This is a genomic window from Bradyrhizobium sp. Pha-3 (assembly GCF_042258325.1).
Lineage (GTDB): Bacteria > Pseudomonadota > Alphaproteobacteria > Rhizobiales > Xanthobacteraceae > Bradyrhizobium > Bradyrhizobium elkanii.
In genome coordinates, this window is the sequence record NZ_CP170151.1 from 8,024,542 (window position 1) to 8,040,269 (window position 15,728).

At 62.5% G+C, this 15,728-nt stretch carries 20 protein-coding genes; 6 read left to right on the top strand and 14 right to left on the bottom strand.

Annotation, left to right across the window (positions count from 1 at the left end):
• Window positions 1-10: 10 nt before the first annotated feature.
• Window positions 11-1,189: an NnrS family protein gene (locus ACE10X_RS38315; RefSeq protein ID WP_018268761.1), complete on the bottom strand. Its 1,179-nt coding sequence runs from the start codon at window positions 1,187-1,189 to the stop codon at window positions 11-13.
• Between the two features lie 530 nt (window positions 1,190-1,719).
• Here ACE10X_RS38315 and ACE10X_RS38320 point away from each other — a divergent pair.
• Window positions 1,720-1,905, top strand: coding sequence for a hypothetical protein (locus ACE10X_RS38320; RefSeq protein ID WP_375763672.1), 186 nt, complete (start codon window positions 1,720-1,722; stop codon window positions 1,903-1,905).
• Here ACE10X_RS38320 and ccoS read toward each other — a convergent pair.
• From ccoS to ACE10X_RS38380, 12 genes are all read right to left on the bottom strand, one after another.
• The gene (ccoS, locus tag ACE10X_RS38325) at window positions 1,887-2,054 is read right to left on the bottom strand and encodes a cbb3-type cytochrome oxidase assembly protein CcoS (RefSeq protein WP_026191809.1); all 168 of its coding nucleotides are present in this window, start codon (window positions 2,052-2,054) and stop codon (window positions 1,887-1,889) included. The two genes, ACE10X_RS38320 and ccoS, sit on opposite strands and share 19 nt — an antisense overlap.
• The gene (locus ACE10X_RS38330) at window positions 2,054-4,240 is read right to left on the bottom strand and encodes a heavy metal translocating P-type ATPase (protein ID WP_018268763.1); all 2,187 of its coding nucleotides are present in this window, start codon (window positions 4,238-4,240) and stop codon (window positions 2,054-2,056) included. Before ACE10X_RS38330 ends, ccoS begins: the two co-directional genes overlap by 1 nt.
• Window positions 4,241-4,251: 11 nt before the next feature.
• Entirely contained in the window at window positions 4,252-4,752 is a 501-nt protein-coding gene (locus ACE10X_RS38335) for a FixH family protein (protein WP_018268764.1), read from the bottom strand.
• A gap of 15 nt (window positions 4,753-4,767) precedes the next feature.
• A complete protein-coding gene (ccoG, locus tag ACE10X_RS38340) occupies window positions 4,768-6,225 on the bottom strand; it encodes a cytochrome c oxidase accessory protein CcoG (protein ID WP_018268765.1) in 1,458 nt (485 codons plus the stop codon).
• Between the two features lie 94 nt (window positions 6,226-6,319).
• On the bottom strand, window positions 6,320-7,192 hold the full coding sequence (gene ccoP, locus ACE10X_RS38345; RefSeq protein ID WP_018268766.1) for a cytochrome-c oxidase, cbb3-type subunit III: 873 nt from the start codon (window positions 7,190-7,192) through the stop codon (window positions 6,320-6,322).
• A gap of 6 nt (window positions 7,193-7,198) precedes the next feature.
• Window positions 7,199-7,363 carry a cbb3-type cytochrome c oxidase subunit 3 gene (locus ACE10X_RS38350; protein ID WP_016845468.1) on the bottom strand — a complete coding sequence of 55 codons (165 nt, stop codon included), beginning with the start codon at window positions 7,361-7,363 and terminating at the stop codon, window positions 7,199-7,201.
• A gap of 10 nt (window positions 7,364-7,373) precedes the next feature.
• A complete protein-coding gene (gene ccoO, locus ACE10X_RS38355) occupies window positions 7,374-8,108 on the bottom strand; it encodes a cytochrome-c oxidase, cbb3-type subunit II (RefSeq protein WP_018268767.1) in 735 nt (244 codons plus the stop codon).
• 8 nt (window positions 8,109-8,116) lie between these two features.
• Complete coding sequence (gene ccoN, locus ACE10X_RS38360) at window positions 8,117-9,739, bottom strand: cytochrome-c oxidase, cbb3-type subunit I (protein WP_162136674.1); 1,623 nt, start codon at window positions 9,737-9,739, stop codon at window positions 8,117-8,119.
• Between the two features lie 26 nt (window positions 9,740-9,765).
• Window positions 9,766-10,263: a hypothetical protein gene (locus tag ACE10X_RS38365; protein ID WP_157183394.1), complete on the bottom strand. Its 498-nt coding sequence runs from the start codon at window positions 10,261-10,263 to the stop codon at window positions 9,766-9,768.
• A gap of 112 nt (window positions 10,264-10,375) precedes the next feature.
• Window positions 10,376-10,603 (bottom strand): hypothetical protein, encoded by a 228-nt coding sequence (locus ACE10X_RS38370; protein WP_018268770.1) that lies wholly within the window; start codon window positions 10,601-10,603, stop codon window positions 10,376-10,378.
• Window positions 10,604-10,795: 192 nt separating this feature from the next.
• Window positions 10,796-11,005 carry a hypothetical protein gene (locus ACE10X_RS38375; RefSeq protein WP_100213611.1) on the bottom strand — a complete coding sequence of 70 codons (210 nt, stop codon included), beginning with the start codon at window positions 11,003-11,005 and terminating at the stop codon, window positions 10,796-10,798.
• Window positions 11,002-11,748, bottom strand: coding sequence for a CBS domain-containing protein (locus ACE10X_RS38380; RefSeq protein ID WP_018268771.1), 747 nt, complete (start codon window positions 11,746-11,748; stop codon window positions 11,002-11,004). The genes ACE10X_RS38375 and ACE10X_RS38380 overlap by 4 nt, the downstream gene beginning before the upstream one ends.
• A gap of 145 nt (window positions 11,749-11,893) precedes the next feature.
• Between ACE10X_RS38380 and ACE10X_RS38385 the strand changes: the two genes are divergently transcribed.
• The 4 genes from ACE10X_RS38385 to fixJ all read left to right on the top strand — a co-directional run bounded on the left by ACE10X_RS38385 (window position 11,894) and on the right by fixJ (window position 15,159).
• Window positions 11,894-12,040, top strand: coding sequence for a hypothetical protein (locus ACE10X_RS38385; RefSeq protein WP_157183395.1), 147 nt, complete (start codon window positions 11,894-11,896; stop codon window positions 12,038-12,040).
• Window positions 12,041-12,444: 404 nt separating this feature from the next.
• Window positions 12,445-12,801: a hypothetical protein gene (locus tag ACE10X_RS38390; RefSeq protein WP_018268774.1), complete on the top strand. Its 357-nt coding sequence runs from the start codon at window positions 12,445-12,447 to the stop codon at window positions 12,799-12,801.
• A gap of 322 nt (window positions 12,802-13,123) precedes the next feature.
• Window positions 13,124-14,554 carry a PAS domain S-box protein gene (locus tag ACE10X_RS38395; protein WP_018268775.1) on the top strand — a complete coding sequence of 477 codons (1,431 nt, stop codon included), beginning with the start codon at window positions 13,124-13,126 and terminating at the stop codon, window positions 14,552-14,554.
• Window positions 14,551-15,159, top strand: coding sequence for a response regulator FixJ (fixJ, locus tag ACE10X_RS38400; RefSeq protein ID WP_026191810.1), 609 nt, complete (start codon window positions 14,551-14,553; stop codon window positions 15,157-15,159). Before ACE10X_RS38395 ends, fixJ begins: the two co-directional genes overlap by 4 nt.
• Window positions 15,160-15,161: 2 nt before the next feature.
• On the opposite strand, the gene ACE10X_RS38405 is transcribed toward fixJ, so the two are convergent.
• Window positions 15,162-15,407, bottom strand: a complete 246-nt coding sequence (locus tag ACE10X_RS38405; protein WP_075969251.1) for a hypothetical protein — start codon at window positions 15,405-15,407, stop codon at window positions 15,162-15,164.
• A 60-nt stretch (window positions 15,408-15,467) separates the two neighbouring features.
• Between ACE10X_RS38405 and ACE10X_RS38410 the strand changes: the two genes are divergently transcribed.
• Window positions 15,468-15,725, top strand: coding sequence for a hypothetical protein (locus ACE10X_RS38410; RefSeq protein WP_018268778.1), 258 nt, complete (start codon window positions 15,468-15,470; stop codon window positions 15,723-15,725).
• The last annotated feature ends 3 nt before the right edge of the window (window positions 15,726-15,728 follow it).

The window sequence follows — 15,728 nt, forward strand, 5'->3', positions numbered from 1 at the left end:
GCCGGTGGACTCAGAACCTGCGTGCACGACACAGGGCCGGAGCATAGGCCAGCGCGAATCCCAGAAATGCACCCGTCCATGCGACACCCGCGATCACCAATAACGGAATCGAATAGGTCGGATCGACGGCCGCGCATATCCTCGCAAGCGCTGCGATGATGATCGAGGCGTAGACGGCCTGAGTGGCAGTGGATGCCGAGAGCTCCTGCCCCGTATGGCCGAGCGACGCTCGCGTCATCACTGCGATCGTCATCGAACCGATCGCACCACCGGTCCAGGCATGGATGCCGGCGCTGGGGGCGACGAGGTCTAGCGAAGATAGCGCCGCCAGGAAAAACCCGACAGGCACGAACGCGTAGGCAACGTGGAGGATCAGGACGAGCCGGTCCGATATCGTTCGATGGCCCGCCCAGCGAGCAAGGCGGATGATGTGGAGCCCCCCAGCAAATCCCAAGGCACCCGCGACCGCGCGACCGGAGGGAACCACCGCCCATGCACCCATGGCGCACGCACCGGCAACTATCGTCGCCGCGTCGAACCGACCGAAGGGAACAGGCAGCCGACCCGGCCTCTGACGCGAGAGCCAGTTGCGCGTGAAGCTCGGAACGATCCGCCCCCCGATCACACAGACCAGCGTAACGACGAGCGCAATACCCGCCCGCGCTGAATAGTCCGCGACACCGCTGAAATGTGCCTCCACATGGAAAGCGATGTTGGTCGTCGCAAGCAGCGACACGATGCCCACCAGTTTCAGATTGCCCCACTTTCGACCAGCGATGATCTCGCGCGCGGCAACGGCTGCGAGCGAGAGCAAGAACGCTGCGTCGATCGCAAGCGCGATTTGCCAGCCGATGATGCCTGAGAATGTCGCTGTCAGTCTTCCGGCAAGCCAGATGGCGAACAGAGCGACGAGCGGGCCGCCCTGAATTGGGAGGCGTCCTGTCCAGTTCGGAACGGCGGTGAGCAGGAAGCCTGCTATCACCGCACCCACGTAACCGAACAGCATCTCATGCACGTGCCAGTCCCGTGGCGCGAACGCGGTTGGAAGGCTGACATCCCCAACGAACACCGCCATCCACAATGGAACGATTGCGCCGGCGTAGATGGCGCCGAACAGAAAGAACGGCCGAAAGCCGTAGGAGAACAGTGCTGGGCCCCGATAACCCGTTAACCTCTGCATCGTCGCCATGGACGTCTTCCTTGTTCAGCGGCTGTCAGCGAAATCTGGCACGATACTGCGCGATGAGAGTTAATCGCGTCGCCGCGGGTCTTGAGTTGATCTGCGTCAACCCGGCCGGTAGCGCTCCGTGGCGTTTGCTCCGGATTTCCTTTGCCGTGGGCACCTCAAGAATGCAGCTCTCCCGCTTGGTGGATTGTGCTGCGTCAACGGCCCCCTCGCCGTCCGCACCGCAGACTTTGAGCCACGTCAATCGCGTGAACTGCTACACGTGCGACAAAGCTGAACATCGACCGGAGGCGATCTTGCGTGCGCCACACATTCACATCATGGTTTCGCCGGCTCCCCCTTTTGGGATGGCGCGACATCGCGTCGGCGCCATTCGGTTGCGTGATCGAACTTGCAATGATTGATGGCGAACGTCAGCCGCGCGGCGTCCCCTGCATCCGCCACACCGAGGGGTGGCTGGACGCCGCGACGATGCAACCCGTTACCGTGTCGGCAACACACTGGCGCTACTGGCGGCCTGACGTGCTGCCGATATGCTGCTGCTGACAATGGCGCGGTTTGGTGACATCAACCGGCTGGTCTCGGTCCTGCTCCTGCGGTCGCGGGTGCCGCAATCGCGGCGGACGGACTGGACACTGATGCTGGCGCTTGGCTGTACGGCGCTGACCATCGCATCGGCGATCTCACTGCTTTATTTTCACTACTTGGATCGGCCCTGATCGCTGGCCGGCTCGTCGTCGGCGATGGCGCGCCAGGCCGCGCCATCGAGGTCCTCATATTGTCCGCTCTTGAGTGACCAGAGAAAGCCGAGCAGGCCGGCAAAGCCAAGTGCGAGAGCCAGCGGCACCAATATGACTAGAACCTCCATCAGACCGTCTCCCTCGCACGCGCCCTCAGCGCATTGAGCATCACGATCACCGACGAACCCGACATCGCCGCCGCCGCGATCAGCGGCGTGACCAGGCCGGCGATCGCGATCGGCACCGCCAACACATTGTAGACGACGGCAAGCCAGAGATTCTGCCGCATCAGCCGCAACGCCTTGCGGGACACCTTAACCGCGACCACGACCGGCGTGAGCCGCTCACCCAGGAAGACAGCATCGGCGACTGCCTGGCTCATGTGGGTGGCGGTAACGGGCGACATCGAGGCGTGCGCCGCGGCCAAAGCCGGCGCGTCATTCAAGCCGTCGCCGACCATCAGTACCTTGCAGCCCTGGCGCGCCAGCTCCTCGATCCGCTCGATCTTGTCGACCGGAGAGACCTCCGCACGCCATTCATGCACGCCCAGCATCCTTGCCGCATGCCGGACCGCTGGCTCGCGATCCCCGGACACGATCTCGACGGCGATGCCCATGCGGGTCAATGCTGCGATCACCTCCGCCGCGTCCGGCCGCAGCCGCTGGCGAACCGCGAACGCATACCTGCTCTCGCCGTGACTGAATGCGACGACGGACGCCTCCGGATCGCGGCGCAGAATCTCGTTGGCGAGGTCGTCGGCACCGCAAAATGACGGGCGGCCCAGCCGGATCGGACGCCCATCACGAAAGCCGTGTACGCCCTGGCCAGGCTCTTCCTGAATGTCCGGAAGCGACGAAGCCGCGCCCGCCTTGCGCGCGACCGCCGCGGCGACCGGATGACGGCTTGAGAGGGCCAGCCGGCCCGCAAGCTTCACGACATCGTCCGGGACGTCCCCGAGATTGGCGACATCGAGCTCAGGCAGCGTCAGCGTGCCGGTCTTGTCGAAGATCACCCGGTCGATCTCGGCGATCCGTTCGATCGCATCGCCGGCGTTGAGCAGCACGCCCGAGCTGAACAGCGCCCCGGATGCAACGGTCTGCACGGCCGGAATGGCAAGCCCCAGCGCGCAGGGACAGGTGATGATCAGGACCGCAATCGCCGTCACGATCGAGTCATGAAAACTCGCGCCATAGGCCAGCCAGCCGAGCATCGTGAGCAACGCGGTCGCGTGCACGACCGGGGCATAGAGCCTCGAGGCCCGCTCCGCCAGACGCAGATAGCGCGAGCGCGCCTGCAGCGCGTGATCGAGCAGCCGGGATATTTCGTCGAGCAACGTGCCGCCCGAAGCCGCGGACGCGCGGATGCGCAATGTGCCTGAACGGACCAGAGTGCCGGCGAACACCGCAGTGCCGGGCGTGGCTATCGCCGGTAAGGTTTCGCCCGTGATCAGGCTCTGATCGACCTCCGAGCGGCCCTCGATCACATTGCCATCGACCGCGCAGCGCTCTCCGGGCCGCAGCAGAACGATGTCGCCGGCGCGGATCGCGGCTGCCGGGACTGTTTTGATCTCGGTCGGACCGACGAACTTCGTCGCCGTCTCCGCCTTGAGGGCAGCCAGGTTGCCGGCAAAGGCGCGAGTGCGCCGCCGCATGTTCTGGTCGAGATAACGACCGGCAAGCAGAAACGCGATCAGCATGATCGCGGCATCGAAATAGGCATGTTCGGCGTGGTTTACGGTCTCGATCACCGAGGTCGCCAGCGCGAGCACGATGCCGATGCTGATCGGCACGTCCATGTTGACGCCGCGCGCCCGCAGCGCTGACAACGCCGACGAGAAGAAGGGCTGCGCCGAGTAAGCGGCCGCCGGCAGCACGATCAGCGCCGACAGCCAGTGGAAGAAGTCGCGCTGCTCCGGCAGCATGTCGGAGACGTTGCCGGACCATACCGGGACCGACAGCATCATGACGTTCATCGCCGCAAAGGCGGCGACACCCAATCGGCGCAACAGGGCTTGCGCACGCCGGGCTTCCTGGGTTTCGGCATCATTCCGCTCGAAGGGATAGGCCTTGTAGCCGAGCTCCGCGAGACGGCTTACGAACAGCGCCGGGTCAAGAGCACCCGCCTTCCATTCCAGTGCAAGGCGACTGTTCGTCAGGTTCACGCGGGCCGAGGTGACGTCCGGTATGGTTGACAAATTGCGCTCGATCTTGGCCATGCAGCCCGCACAATTGATGCCTTCGACTGCGAGATCGAGATGGATGAGCCCGACGCCCGTGGTCTTCAGATAGTGAGAGAAGTCGATATCCGCCTGCATAGGATCCACCTTCAGTTCAGCAGGATTCGATTCTTCGACAGGAACATGCGGCCGCCGTCAGCGTCGCCCTCTATGACGAGGTCCCACTGCCCCGCGGCGACGCCCTCGGCGCGGCCGCTATAGCTCCCACCCTCGGCCTCGGTGATCTCGATCGCCCGGTCTGCGCGATGATCGATCGGCCGCTCGAGCCGAGCGAGGAAACTCAGTCCCGTCAGCGGCGCTCCGGCGTGGTCACGCGCCTCCAGCGCGATTGCAGCGCTGCCGTCAGGCCGCCGGTCGATATGCGCCCGGACCCGCCAGTCGCGCTCGTTCTGCTGTCTGGCCGCGTCGATCTCGCGCTGATAGGCGAGGCTGGCGCTGTATGCGCTGTCGACCTCGGTGCCCGGAAGAGTCGTAATGGCAAGGCGCATCATGACCATGTTCACGCTGATGACGACGGCAAAGAACGCGACCGTCGTGACCAGGACGAAACGTCCGGTGATAGGTCGCGCGGCTTGACTTGAGACTGCCATGATGAAATTCCGTGCTTAGGGAAGGACGAAGTGGTCGGTCGCGGAGGCGACCTCTCCGAGACCGATATCAGTGACGCGGAATGTGACCGGCACCGACTTTTCCGCTTTTTCATCGAACGGCGTCGTCACCAGCACGCGCAGTTCGGTGGTGGTGTCACGCGCAAGAACGATCATCGGCCGATCTGGCGTCACGGAGTCCGAACCGATGACGTGTAGCTTCGCTTCGGCGGGTCCATCGACATCGATCGCGATCACACGATCAAAACCGCGCTTGTTGAGGAAGCGCAGTGTGTATCCATTGCGGATCGCGCCGTCGCTGAGACGCACCGCGATCGGATTGCGGTCGTGCAGCACGTTGACGTCGAGCAGGGTTCGCGACATCAACGCGTAAAGCATCACGGCGCAGACTACGGTGATCAGGCTGGCGTAGACGACGGTACGGGCGCGAACGGGCTTGAAAATCTCCTGCTTGCCGGCGACGCGCCGCTGAACGTTGATATCGTTATCGTATCCGATCAAACCGGCCTTGCGGCTGACCTTGGTCATGACGGCGTCACAGGCATCGATGCACAGGCCGCACTGGATGCAGCCAAGCTGCGCACCATCGCGAATGTCGATCCCGGTCGGGCATACGGCAACGCACTGGTTGCAATCGATGCAATCGCCGGCCTTCTCGCCGAGCGAGCGAATGTCGAACGCCTTCTTCACGGAGCAACGCGGCTCACCACGATCGTATTTGTAAGTGACGTTGAGCGCCCATTCGTCGGTCAGCGCGGCCTGGATCCGCGGCCAAGGGCACATATAGACGCAGACCTGCTCGCGCACATAGCCGGCCAGCAGATAGGTCGATGCGGTCAGCATCGCGATCCAGACATAAGCGATCGCCGGCGCCTGAAAGGTCGCAAGGTCACGCACCAGGGTCGGCGCATCGGCGAAATAGAGCACCCAGGCGCCACCGGTCCACCAAGCGATCATCAGCCAGATCGCGTGCTTCAACGCACGGCGACCGGCGCGGTTTACGGTCATCGGGCCCGCATCGGCCTTCATCTGGGCGCGGCGGTCACCTTCTACCAGCCGCTCGACCGCATAGAAAAGATCCGTCCAGACCGTCTGCGGGCAGAGATAGCCGCACCAGATCCGGCCACCGAGCGCATTCATCAGGAACAGGGCGAACGCCGCGAGCACCAGAAGGCCAGTGAAGTAGTAGATTTCCTGCGGCCACAGCTCGATGAAGAAGAAATAGAAGCGTCGGTTTGGGAAGTCGATCAGGACCGCCTGGTCGGGCGCGCCGAGACCCCGATGCCAGCGTACGAAGGGCAGCAGATAGTAGACGCCGAGGCAGACGGCCATCAGCCGCCACTTGATCGAGCGGAACCGGCCGGATACGCTCTGCGGGTACACCTTCTTGCGAGGCGCGTAGAGCGGCCCGTCTTCGTCGGTCATGAGTTCAGCAGGCGGCACGGGCTTGTTCATGGGTTGCTCGAATGAGGCTGGTTGAAACCTACATCCCTGCACCAGGTCCGGGTTTGACCTCGGTCAATGATCCCGGACGGCCTCGCGGCGGCAGCTATTTGCCGCCGCCTAATGAGTGCACATAGACCGCCAGCGCCTTGACGGTGACCGGATCCAGACGGCCGACCCAGGCCGGCATCACGCCGGCGCGGCCGTTGGTGATCGTCTCGACCAGCGCCCCCTCGTCGGAGCCATAGAGCCAGATCTGGTCGGTCAGGTTCGGCGCGCCGAGCTCCGGGTTGCCCTTGCCGTTGTCGCCGTGGCAGCTGGTGCAGTTTTCGGTGAATAGCTTCTTGCCGGCGGCGGCATCGAACTTCGGCGCGGTGGAAAGGCCGGAAAGCGAGCGCACATAGTTGGCGACGGTCACGATCTCGTCCTTCTTGAGGACGCCGTCGCGGCCGAATGCGAGCATCTGGCCTTCATGGGTCTTTGCGTGTCCGGAGCGCGCGCCGAACTGGATCGTCTGCATGATCTGGTCAAGCGAGCCGCCCCACAGCCAGTCGTCGTCGTTCAGGTTCGGATAGCCCTTTGCACCCGCGCCGCCGCTGCCGTGGCAGGGCGCGCAATTGTCGGCGAACACGGTCTTGCCGCGGGCGCGCGCCAGCGCCAGCAGAGCAGGATCCTTCTCGATGTCGGCCAGCGACGCATTGCCGAGCACCGCCATCTTCTCGCCACGCAGCTTCTCGAGATCGGCCAGGTCGGTCGCGACACTGGCGCGGGTGGAATACTGGAACAGACCGGTGGTGTAGCCCGAGACCAGCGGCCAGGCCGGATAGACGACCCAGTAACCGATCGCCCAGACGATCGTTGCATAGAAAGTCAGGACCCACCACCGCGGCAGCGGCGTGTTCAGTTCCTTGATGCCGTCCCAGTCATGACCGGTCGTGCTGCGGCCGGAAACGCGGTCGATCTCATTATGCTCGCTCATGATCGGTCAGTCCTCCCGCAGCGGCATCCGGGCTGCGGCGTCGAAGAGAGATTTGTTGCGGGGCCACAGTGCGTAGGCGACGATGGCGATGAAGATTCCAACGAAGATCGGCGTCCAGAGCGTGCCGACCAGGCTTGATGCGAAATTCTCGACGTGAATGATCGCTTTCATGCTCGTGCCCTCAGCGCAGATTGGCTTTTTCGTTGTAGAGCTTGAAGTCGACGAGCGTGCCGAGCATCTGAAGATAGGCGATCAGGGCGTCGAGCTCGGTCGGATTGCCGGCCTTGCCGTCGAAGTTGCGGACCAGGGCCTTCGGATAGCGCTTCTGAAACGGATCGGAGCCGGGGCTGTCGGGATCGACCTGCGCTTTGAGATCGGCGACCGCGTTGGCGATTTGCTCGTCGGTATAGGGTACGCCGACCGCGCGATTCGTCCGCAGATGAGCCGCGACGTCGGACGGATCGAGTTCCGTCTTCGCGAGCGACGGGTACCCGGGCATCACCGACTGCGGAACGATCGAGCGCGGATTGATCAGGTGAGTGACGTGCCAATCATCGGAGTACTTGCCGCCGACCCGCGCAAGATCCGGTCCGGTGCGCTTGGAGCCCCACTGGAATGGATGGTCGTACATGCTCTCGGCCGCCAGCGAATAGTGGCCATAGCGCTCGACCTCGTCACGCAACGGGCGGATCATCTGCGAGTGGCAGAGATAGCAGCCCTCGCGGACATAGATGTTGCGGCCGGCGAGCTCGAGCGGCGTATAGGGCCGCACGCCGTCGACCGCCTCGATCGTGCTCTTCAGATAGAACAGCGGCGTGATCTCGACCAGCCCGCCGATCGCAATGACGACGAGAATGCCGGCGATCAGGATGATAGAGTTCTTCTCAAAGATCTTGTGTCGATTCCAGATGGACATTGCGTGACCTATTCGGCAGGCTGGAGAGCGCCGGCGCCCTCGATTTCGCTGGCCTGGCCAGCATTGACCGTCATCCAGAGATTGAAGGCCATGATCAGGGCGCCGACCAGGAACAGCGCGCCGCCCGCTGCGCGAATGATGTAGAAGGGGTGCATGGCCTCGACGGATTCGATGAAGGAGTATTCGAGGAAGCCGAGCGAGGTGTAGGCACGCCACATCAGGCCTTGCAGGATTCCCGACACCCACATCGCGGAAATGTAGAGCACGATGCCGATGGTTGAGATCCAGAAGTGCCAGTTGACCAGCTTCAGGCTGTAGAGCTGGCGATTCCACAGCCAGGGGATCAGGCAGTAGAGCGCGCCGAAGGAGACGAATCCGACCCAGCCCAACGCGCCGGAATGCACATGGCCGATGGTCCAGTCGGTATAGTGGCTCAACGAGTTGACCACCTTGATCGACATCATCGGGCCTTCGAAGGTCGACATGCCGTAGAAGGCGACCGACACCACCATCATGCGCAGCACGGGATCGGTGCGCAGCTTGTCCCACGCTCCCGACAGCGTCATCAGGCCGTTGATCATGCCGCCCCAGGACGGCATCCAGAGCATGATCGAGAACGTCATGCCGAGCGTCTGCGCCCAGTCCGGCAGCGCCGTGTAGTGCAGATGATGCGGGCCGGCCCAAATGTAGAGGAAGATCAACGCCCAGAAATGGATGATCGAAAGCCGGTATGAATAGACCGGACGCTCCGCCCGCTTCGGAATGAAGTAGTACATGATCGCCAGGAAGCCGGCGGTCAGGAAGAACCCGACCGCATTGTGGCCGTACCACCACTGGAACATCGCATCCTGCACACCGCCCCAGGCGATGTAGGACTTCGAGCCGAGGAAGGAAACCGGCAGCGCGGGATTGTTGCCGAGATGCAGCACCGCGATCGTGATGATGAACGCCAGGTAGAACCAGTTGGCGACGAAGATATGCGGCTCCTTGCGCCTCACCAGCGTCATCAGGAACACGAGCAGATACGTCACCCAGACGATCGTCAGCCAGAAGTCGGCGTACCATTCCGGCTCGGCGTATTCCTTCGACTGGGTCACGCCGAGCAGGTAGCCGGTGCCGGCGACCAGGATGAAGAAGTTGTAGCCGACCACGACGAACCAGGGCGACAGGTCGCCTGCAAGGCGAGTGCGGCAGGTCTTTTGCACGACATAAAACGACGTTGCGATCAGGACGTTGCCGCCGAACGCGAAGATCACGGCCGACGTATGCAGCGGCCGCAGGCGGCCGAATGTCGTCCAGGGCAGATCGAAATTAAGCGCCGGCCAGGCCAGCTGCATGGCGATGATCAGACCCACAGTGAAACCCGCGATGCCCCAGAACATCGCCATGGCGGACGCGAACTTGATCGGGCCAAGGTTGTAGTTGGGGCGCCCGCCGATCTCCGCCGGTGGCAATTCTGCAGGACGGTCAAGGTAGCGATTGCCGATCATGACCACGGAGATCAGGCTGGCGGCACAAGCAAGCGACGCGTGAAAACTGAACGCCGCATCGTGCCCCATCGCCGCGCCCAGAAAGCTAACGAAGGCAAAAACCGCAAGTGAAGACGTCAAGCCGGCTTCGCCCATCGTCATCGACTTTGAAACGGAAGATGGACTTGTCATGTGGAAGCTTTCTTTGGATGCGGTGGCGTCATGGAGACTACAATCTCGCCGCCAGCTACTTGATCGGCATCAATTCCTGCGCCATGCCGAGCGCCGCTGGCGCCGCGGCTCAGCGCCGTCAGGGTTAGTTCATTCGGACAGTATCGTGCCGGACTGGCCCGCCTTTCCCGCGCGAGATCCGCGGCGCAGCGAGCCTTCTCACGGCATAGACCGCACACTCGCTGCAGATCACGCAACACATCGCAATGGGACGACGCGAGCGTCTGCTCGGACAACCCTGCATGCTCGAGACGCTTGCTGAGCAACTCCGGCGAACCTTGCTCGCGGGCAAGCGCACGAAGGTCCGACGTCGGCAGATTCAGCTCGTGCGCGATCTCGTCGATCTCCCTAGCGGTCAACAGATCGAATTCGTGTCGACGCGCAAGAAACGCTCGCAAGCGCGCGAGAAGATTCTTGAACTGCGGCGAGCTATTGCCAGCTGATCGGTCGATCATTTCTCACCCCCTTTTGGCTCTCCATCTCTAGCCGAAGGACCCGATTGTCGATTTGATACCGATCAAGCACGCGATAGCGCGGCAATCGATCGCGACGGCCGCCCAAGGGGCGCTAGCCGCCCCAGGCCGACGGCAAAGCCGGCGGCGTTCGAAGCTCCATGGAATCGGCAAAGATCGTCCAGTCGCGGACACCCTTCTGCCTACAGAAGTCGGCCTCGGCCAGCTGTGCGGCCGCGGAAAGCGAGGCAGCGTCGACCTTGAACACTGCCTGGCAGGCGCGATGCTCGTGGCCGGTGTCGTCGCAAACGGTTTTGATGAAGCGAACATCGAATGATGGCATGGCACCCTCGCATGGGCTGATTCCCGTTGCTGACGCTGCCATCAGTGCGAGGCGCCCGTATTGATCTGTCGCAACGGCTTGCTCTGTATTGCAAGGCGAGCAGAGCTTGAACGATCTCGACCGCGCGGACCACGCGCATTTCGCGACGTGCGGCTCACGTGACCAGGAACGACAACCGGACCGGACGAGGTACTATTTGTGGCGAGATTTCCAGTCTGCGGATGAGGGCTGGACCGCCGGTATTGACGTCGTCTTGCCGTTGACGGTCCATCCAGCGGCAGCAATCGCGAAACCAACGATCGCACAGATCACAAGCAACGTTGCGGCGAATCCCACGACATCGGCGCTGACCACTGCGGTCGCGATCAACGGCGTCAGTATGATTGCTGGGCGAACGATCATTCTGCGGCCTCGTCCGCTTTGGCGGCAGCTGCTCGCTCGTCTTCCGCGGATTGGATATAGAAGCCGGAATAGGTATCGACGTAGCACAGATGATCGTGCACTTCCTTGACGCCAACAGCATTCTCCGCGGCGACGATCGCCGCCCGCCTCGCCCGTTCGTCCATGATGACCCCACGAAGGTGCACCACGCCGTCGCGCACCGAGACCTGCAGCCCGAGCGGACACCAGTTTGCACCGTCGAGCACCCGCACGATGCGATCGTGGATATGGTTGTCGTCCGCCGTGGGATCCGGGATCTGGTGCGCGATGGACGCGACAGTACGCAGCAGGTCCGCCCGCGTCACGAGGCCAACGAGGCGCCCGTCGCGCATCACCGGCAGCCGCTTGATGCCCTTCTTCTCCATGAGATCGACCAGGTCAGGCAAAGGCGTTTCTTCCGTCACGGTGACGGGGTCGCACGACATGATCTCTCCGACCTTCCGCCCGCGCTCGTGGACAAAGTCCGCGGCTGCGTAGCCGGGGCCGAGAAGAAACTTGAACCAGCCGCTACGACGGCGCTGCGTATCGATCTCGCTTCGTCGCAGAAAGTCGCTCTCCGACAGGATCCCGACCAATCTTCCAGCCGCATCGACCACCGGCAGGCCGCTGATATGGTGATCCATCATCAGCTTGGCGGCTTCGATAATGGATGTTTCGGTTCCAACAGTGACGAGATGTCTCGCCATGATCTGATGTGCGCGCATTGCCGCTCTCCCTTCGACACTTGCAGCAAGCTCACACATGACCGGCCCATTCGTCTTGATCTCCCTCAATGGCTGCACTTGACGGGAATCAAGGCGCCACAGCCGGTGATCGAAGATGTTGCCAGTCGGTCAGGAGAACCGAATCATGTTGCAGAACCTGCTCGCCTCGATTGGCGCGCTCGCGATCGCTGTCGTGGCCTTCGTCCGGATGATGTTGCAGGCAAAGCGGCCTTCGCTAAGCCAGCCGGCCAAGTCAAGCCCTGTCCGGCCCCGTCGCCGCCGCCCGTTCTAGGCTGTCGGCGCCGTCTCGACCGTTCTTCCGGAATTTTGACGTGCGTCAATGCGGCACGACGCGTGCGGCTGGAAGATGTTGTTCCGTCAGGATTGTGCAAATGGCAGACCGAAGGGCTTGGCGCCCGATTATCTTCTCGTGTCCAACCACCGGTGATCGCGTCCAAGCTCTGCTTCCCGGTGAGGCGTCCGAGTCTCTGGCTGACAATCTGTACTCGATCTCCTGCGCCGCCTGTGACGGCATCCACTTCATCAACCTGCGAACCGACGCAGTCGTCGATCCCAAGCGGAGCTAGATTGATCGCCAGGATCGGTGCAGGCTGGAAGCCATCGAGTTGACGCATGTCAACACACAAGCGCCGCCCATATGGGAAGCAAGGCCTCCCCCTACGAAGGATTTTGAACATGACAGAGCGAAACGAAGTCCGTCCCGTCTCCGACGCCATCCAGGGCTACGCAAAGCGCGCGATGACCGTCCAGTCGGAATTCGCGGAGAAGCTGATTGAAGCGAACCGGCACTGGTTCGAGCAGATCCAGGTCGAATCAAACGAGGCCTGGGAGCTCTTCCGCAGGTTCAATTCCACAGCCTCGGTCGCCGAGAAGATCACGGCGTTGCAGGATTGGGCCAAGGGCGTCACGGCGCGTAGCGCGAGCGACGCGACGTACGCGATCGAAACCGCGCGTTCGCTGGGTACGATCGAGCTGAATCTGTTTGCACGAAAGACCGGCAGTGTCGACGAGGCTACTCAGAAGGCCGCCTGACGTGCCAGGACGGGACGCTCCACAGCGCCCAGGGGCCGGCGTCAGCGAAACATGGGAGGGGGTCACGACGGCCCCCTTCGGTCGAGACCTAGAGCTCGCCGTGATCGAGGGCAACGCCATTCACCAGCTCGTCTTTCCTTGTCGCCGCATCCCGGGCGGCTGGGTGAGGGCGGAGACCGCCCAACGCATCGTGGTACAACCCACACATTGGCGAGCCTGGGTCAAATAGGTCATCTGCCCACTGTCTTGGACAGGGCAGCCGGTAGCACCAGCCGTCCGGACGTTGTAACATCAAGCAGACTGAGGGCTTTGCCGGGGGAATATGTCCGACCGCATCTGGTACCGCTATGGCACTGCCGCGGCAGCGGCCGCGCTCGTATTCGCGGTGCGCGCGGGGCTCGATAACTATTTCGAAGACCGGACGTTCACGATCATCTTTGTCCCCGCCGTGCTGTTTGCCGCGTTCGCCGGCGGTCGCGGTCCGGCGATCCTCACCACCCTGCTCTGCCTCGTCATCAGCGCCAAATTCCTCGGCAGGAGCCTGGTCACTGAACCTGCGAATCTGATCGATATCGCCTGTTTTGCTGTCCTCGGTCCGATCCTTGGCTTTATGGGTGACCGGCTACTGAAGGAGAGCGATCAAGCGCGAAATCGCCAGGCCCATCTGCAATCAATCCTCGACACGGTCCCTGATGCGATGATCGTCATCGACGACCACGGCATTATTCGCTCCTTCAGCGCGGCAGCCGAGCGCCTGTTTGGCTGGAAAGCGGACCAAGTCGTCGGAAAGAACGTTTCGAGCCTGATGCCCCAGCCGTATCGCGGCGAGCACGACCGGTATCTCGAGCGATACCTTACGACCGGCGAACGGCGCATCATCGGCATCGGCCGCATCGTGGTCGGAGAACGAAGTGACGGCTCGACGTTTCCGATGGAACTCGCCGTCGGCGAGGCTAAGGTACGTGGAGAACGCTTCTTCACCGGCTTTATCCGCGATCTCACCGAACGTCGAGCGCAAGAACGGCGGCTGCAGGAGCTGCAGTCCGAGCTGGTTCATGTGTCGCGATTGACCGCCATGGGTGAGATGGCGTCCTCAATCGCGCATGAGATCAACCAGCCGCTGTCAGCCATCACGAACTACATGCGCGGTGCGAAGGCGCTGCTGGCGTCGGAGATACCGGATGCTACCCGCATTCGGGATGCGCTCGAGCGGGCCGCGCAGCAAGCCCTACGGGCCGGCGACATCATCAAGCGCCTGCGCGAATTTGTCGCCAAGGGCGAGACCCAACAGTCCCTGGAGAGCCCGGCAACCCTGCTCGAAGAGGCTGTCGCACTAGCGCTGCTCGGCGCCAAGGAGCAGGGCGTCCGGGTGACGATCCGCAGCGACCGCGACATGCCCTCGATCATCGTCGATAAAATCCAGATTCAGCAGGTCGTGCTCAACCTGGTTCGCAACGCGATCGAGGCGATGGCCTCGGGCCCGCGCCGCGAATTGACCGTCGGCGTCACCAAGACTAACGGTGTTGCGACGTTCACTATCGCCGATACCGGCCCGGGCATCAGCCCCGATATCGCCGACCGCTTATTTCAGCCCTTTATCACGACCAAGGAGCATGGCATGGGCGTCGGCCTCTCGATCTGCCGGACCATCATCGAATCCCATGGCGGACGCATCGATGTGATGCCAAACGCTGGTGGCGGCACGGTTTTTCAGTTCATCCTCCCGTTCGCGGAGGACGGAGAAGAAGCATGACAACGCGGCGTACAATTCTCGTGATCGACGATGATCCAGCTATGCGGGACTCACTGGCCTTTCTTCTTGACGTCAACGGCTTTGCCGTAACCTCTTATGAGACGGCAACCGATTTTCTCGATCATCTCGCCGGCAGCACAGTCGACTGCATTGTATCTGATATCCGTATGCCCGGCATGAGCGGCCTCGAATTGGTCCGCAAACTCAAGGTCGACGCGGTCGCATGCCCGGTCATTCTGATGACTGGCCATGGAGACGTCGCACTCGCGGTCGAGGCGATGAAGGCAGGTGCGGTTGACTTCATTGAAAAGCCGTTCGAGGACGAGGCGCTGTTGCGCGCAATCGGCGAAGCCCTGCGGACACAGTCCGCGGCCCCGGCCGACGGCACGGTCAAGCGCGAGGCTGAAGCTCGCCTCGTGGATCTCTCGCCGCGCGAACGTGACGTTCTGCGGGGGCTCGTGGCGGGCAAGATCAACAAGGTGATTGCGCACGACCTTGGCATCAGCCCACGCACGGTCGAGGTCTACCGTGCCAACCTGATGGCCAAGACCAATGTGCGCAGCATGTCGGAATTGATGCGGATCGCGATCGCTGCCGGGCTCTAGCCTCAAGCTGCGAGCAACAGTTGGCGGACGGAATGGCGAATGTCCGCTCCTGACGCCACCTGTTCCTGTTCGCAGTTCGCGCGACGCGGTGCCGGAAAGTGCACGAGGTTTCCCATTGCCCTGGCCAGCCCATATTCGAGAGGAGGAAGCTCAATGGCAAGCAAGCTCCCTTTCGACCCCACCAACAGCAACGAAATGCGCCATTCCGCCTTGATCCGGATCAAGCGAAATGGGCCGAGGGAGATCAAGATAGCCCCTCCGAACCATCATTTTCTGGGTGAAGTCGACCGAACGAGAAAGGGCCATCGATGGACGAGATCGCGCACTTCATTGCCCTGCCGTACGATCGGACCGATGGCGAACTCGTTCCAGGCCAGCAAGCCAAATGCGCCAGCCCCGCCGCGGCGATTGAGCACGCCAAGCATTTATGGAAGACGTTCGGCCACGCGGGTGCCGCGGCAGTCGTCCGTACTGGCCATCCGGGGACGAAAATGACCGTGCTGAGGACATATGGCATGGTGCCAAGTGACCTGGAGCAGGAACGGTCTCGTCCTGACTCCTGGTAAAGA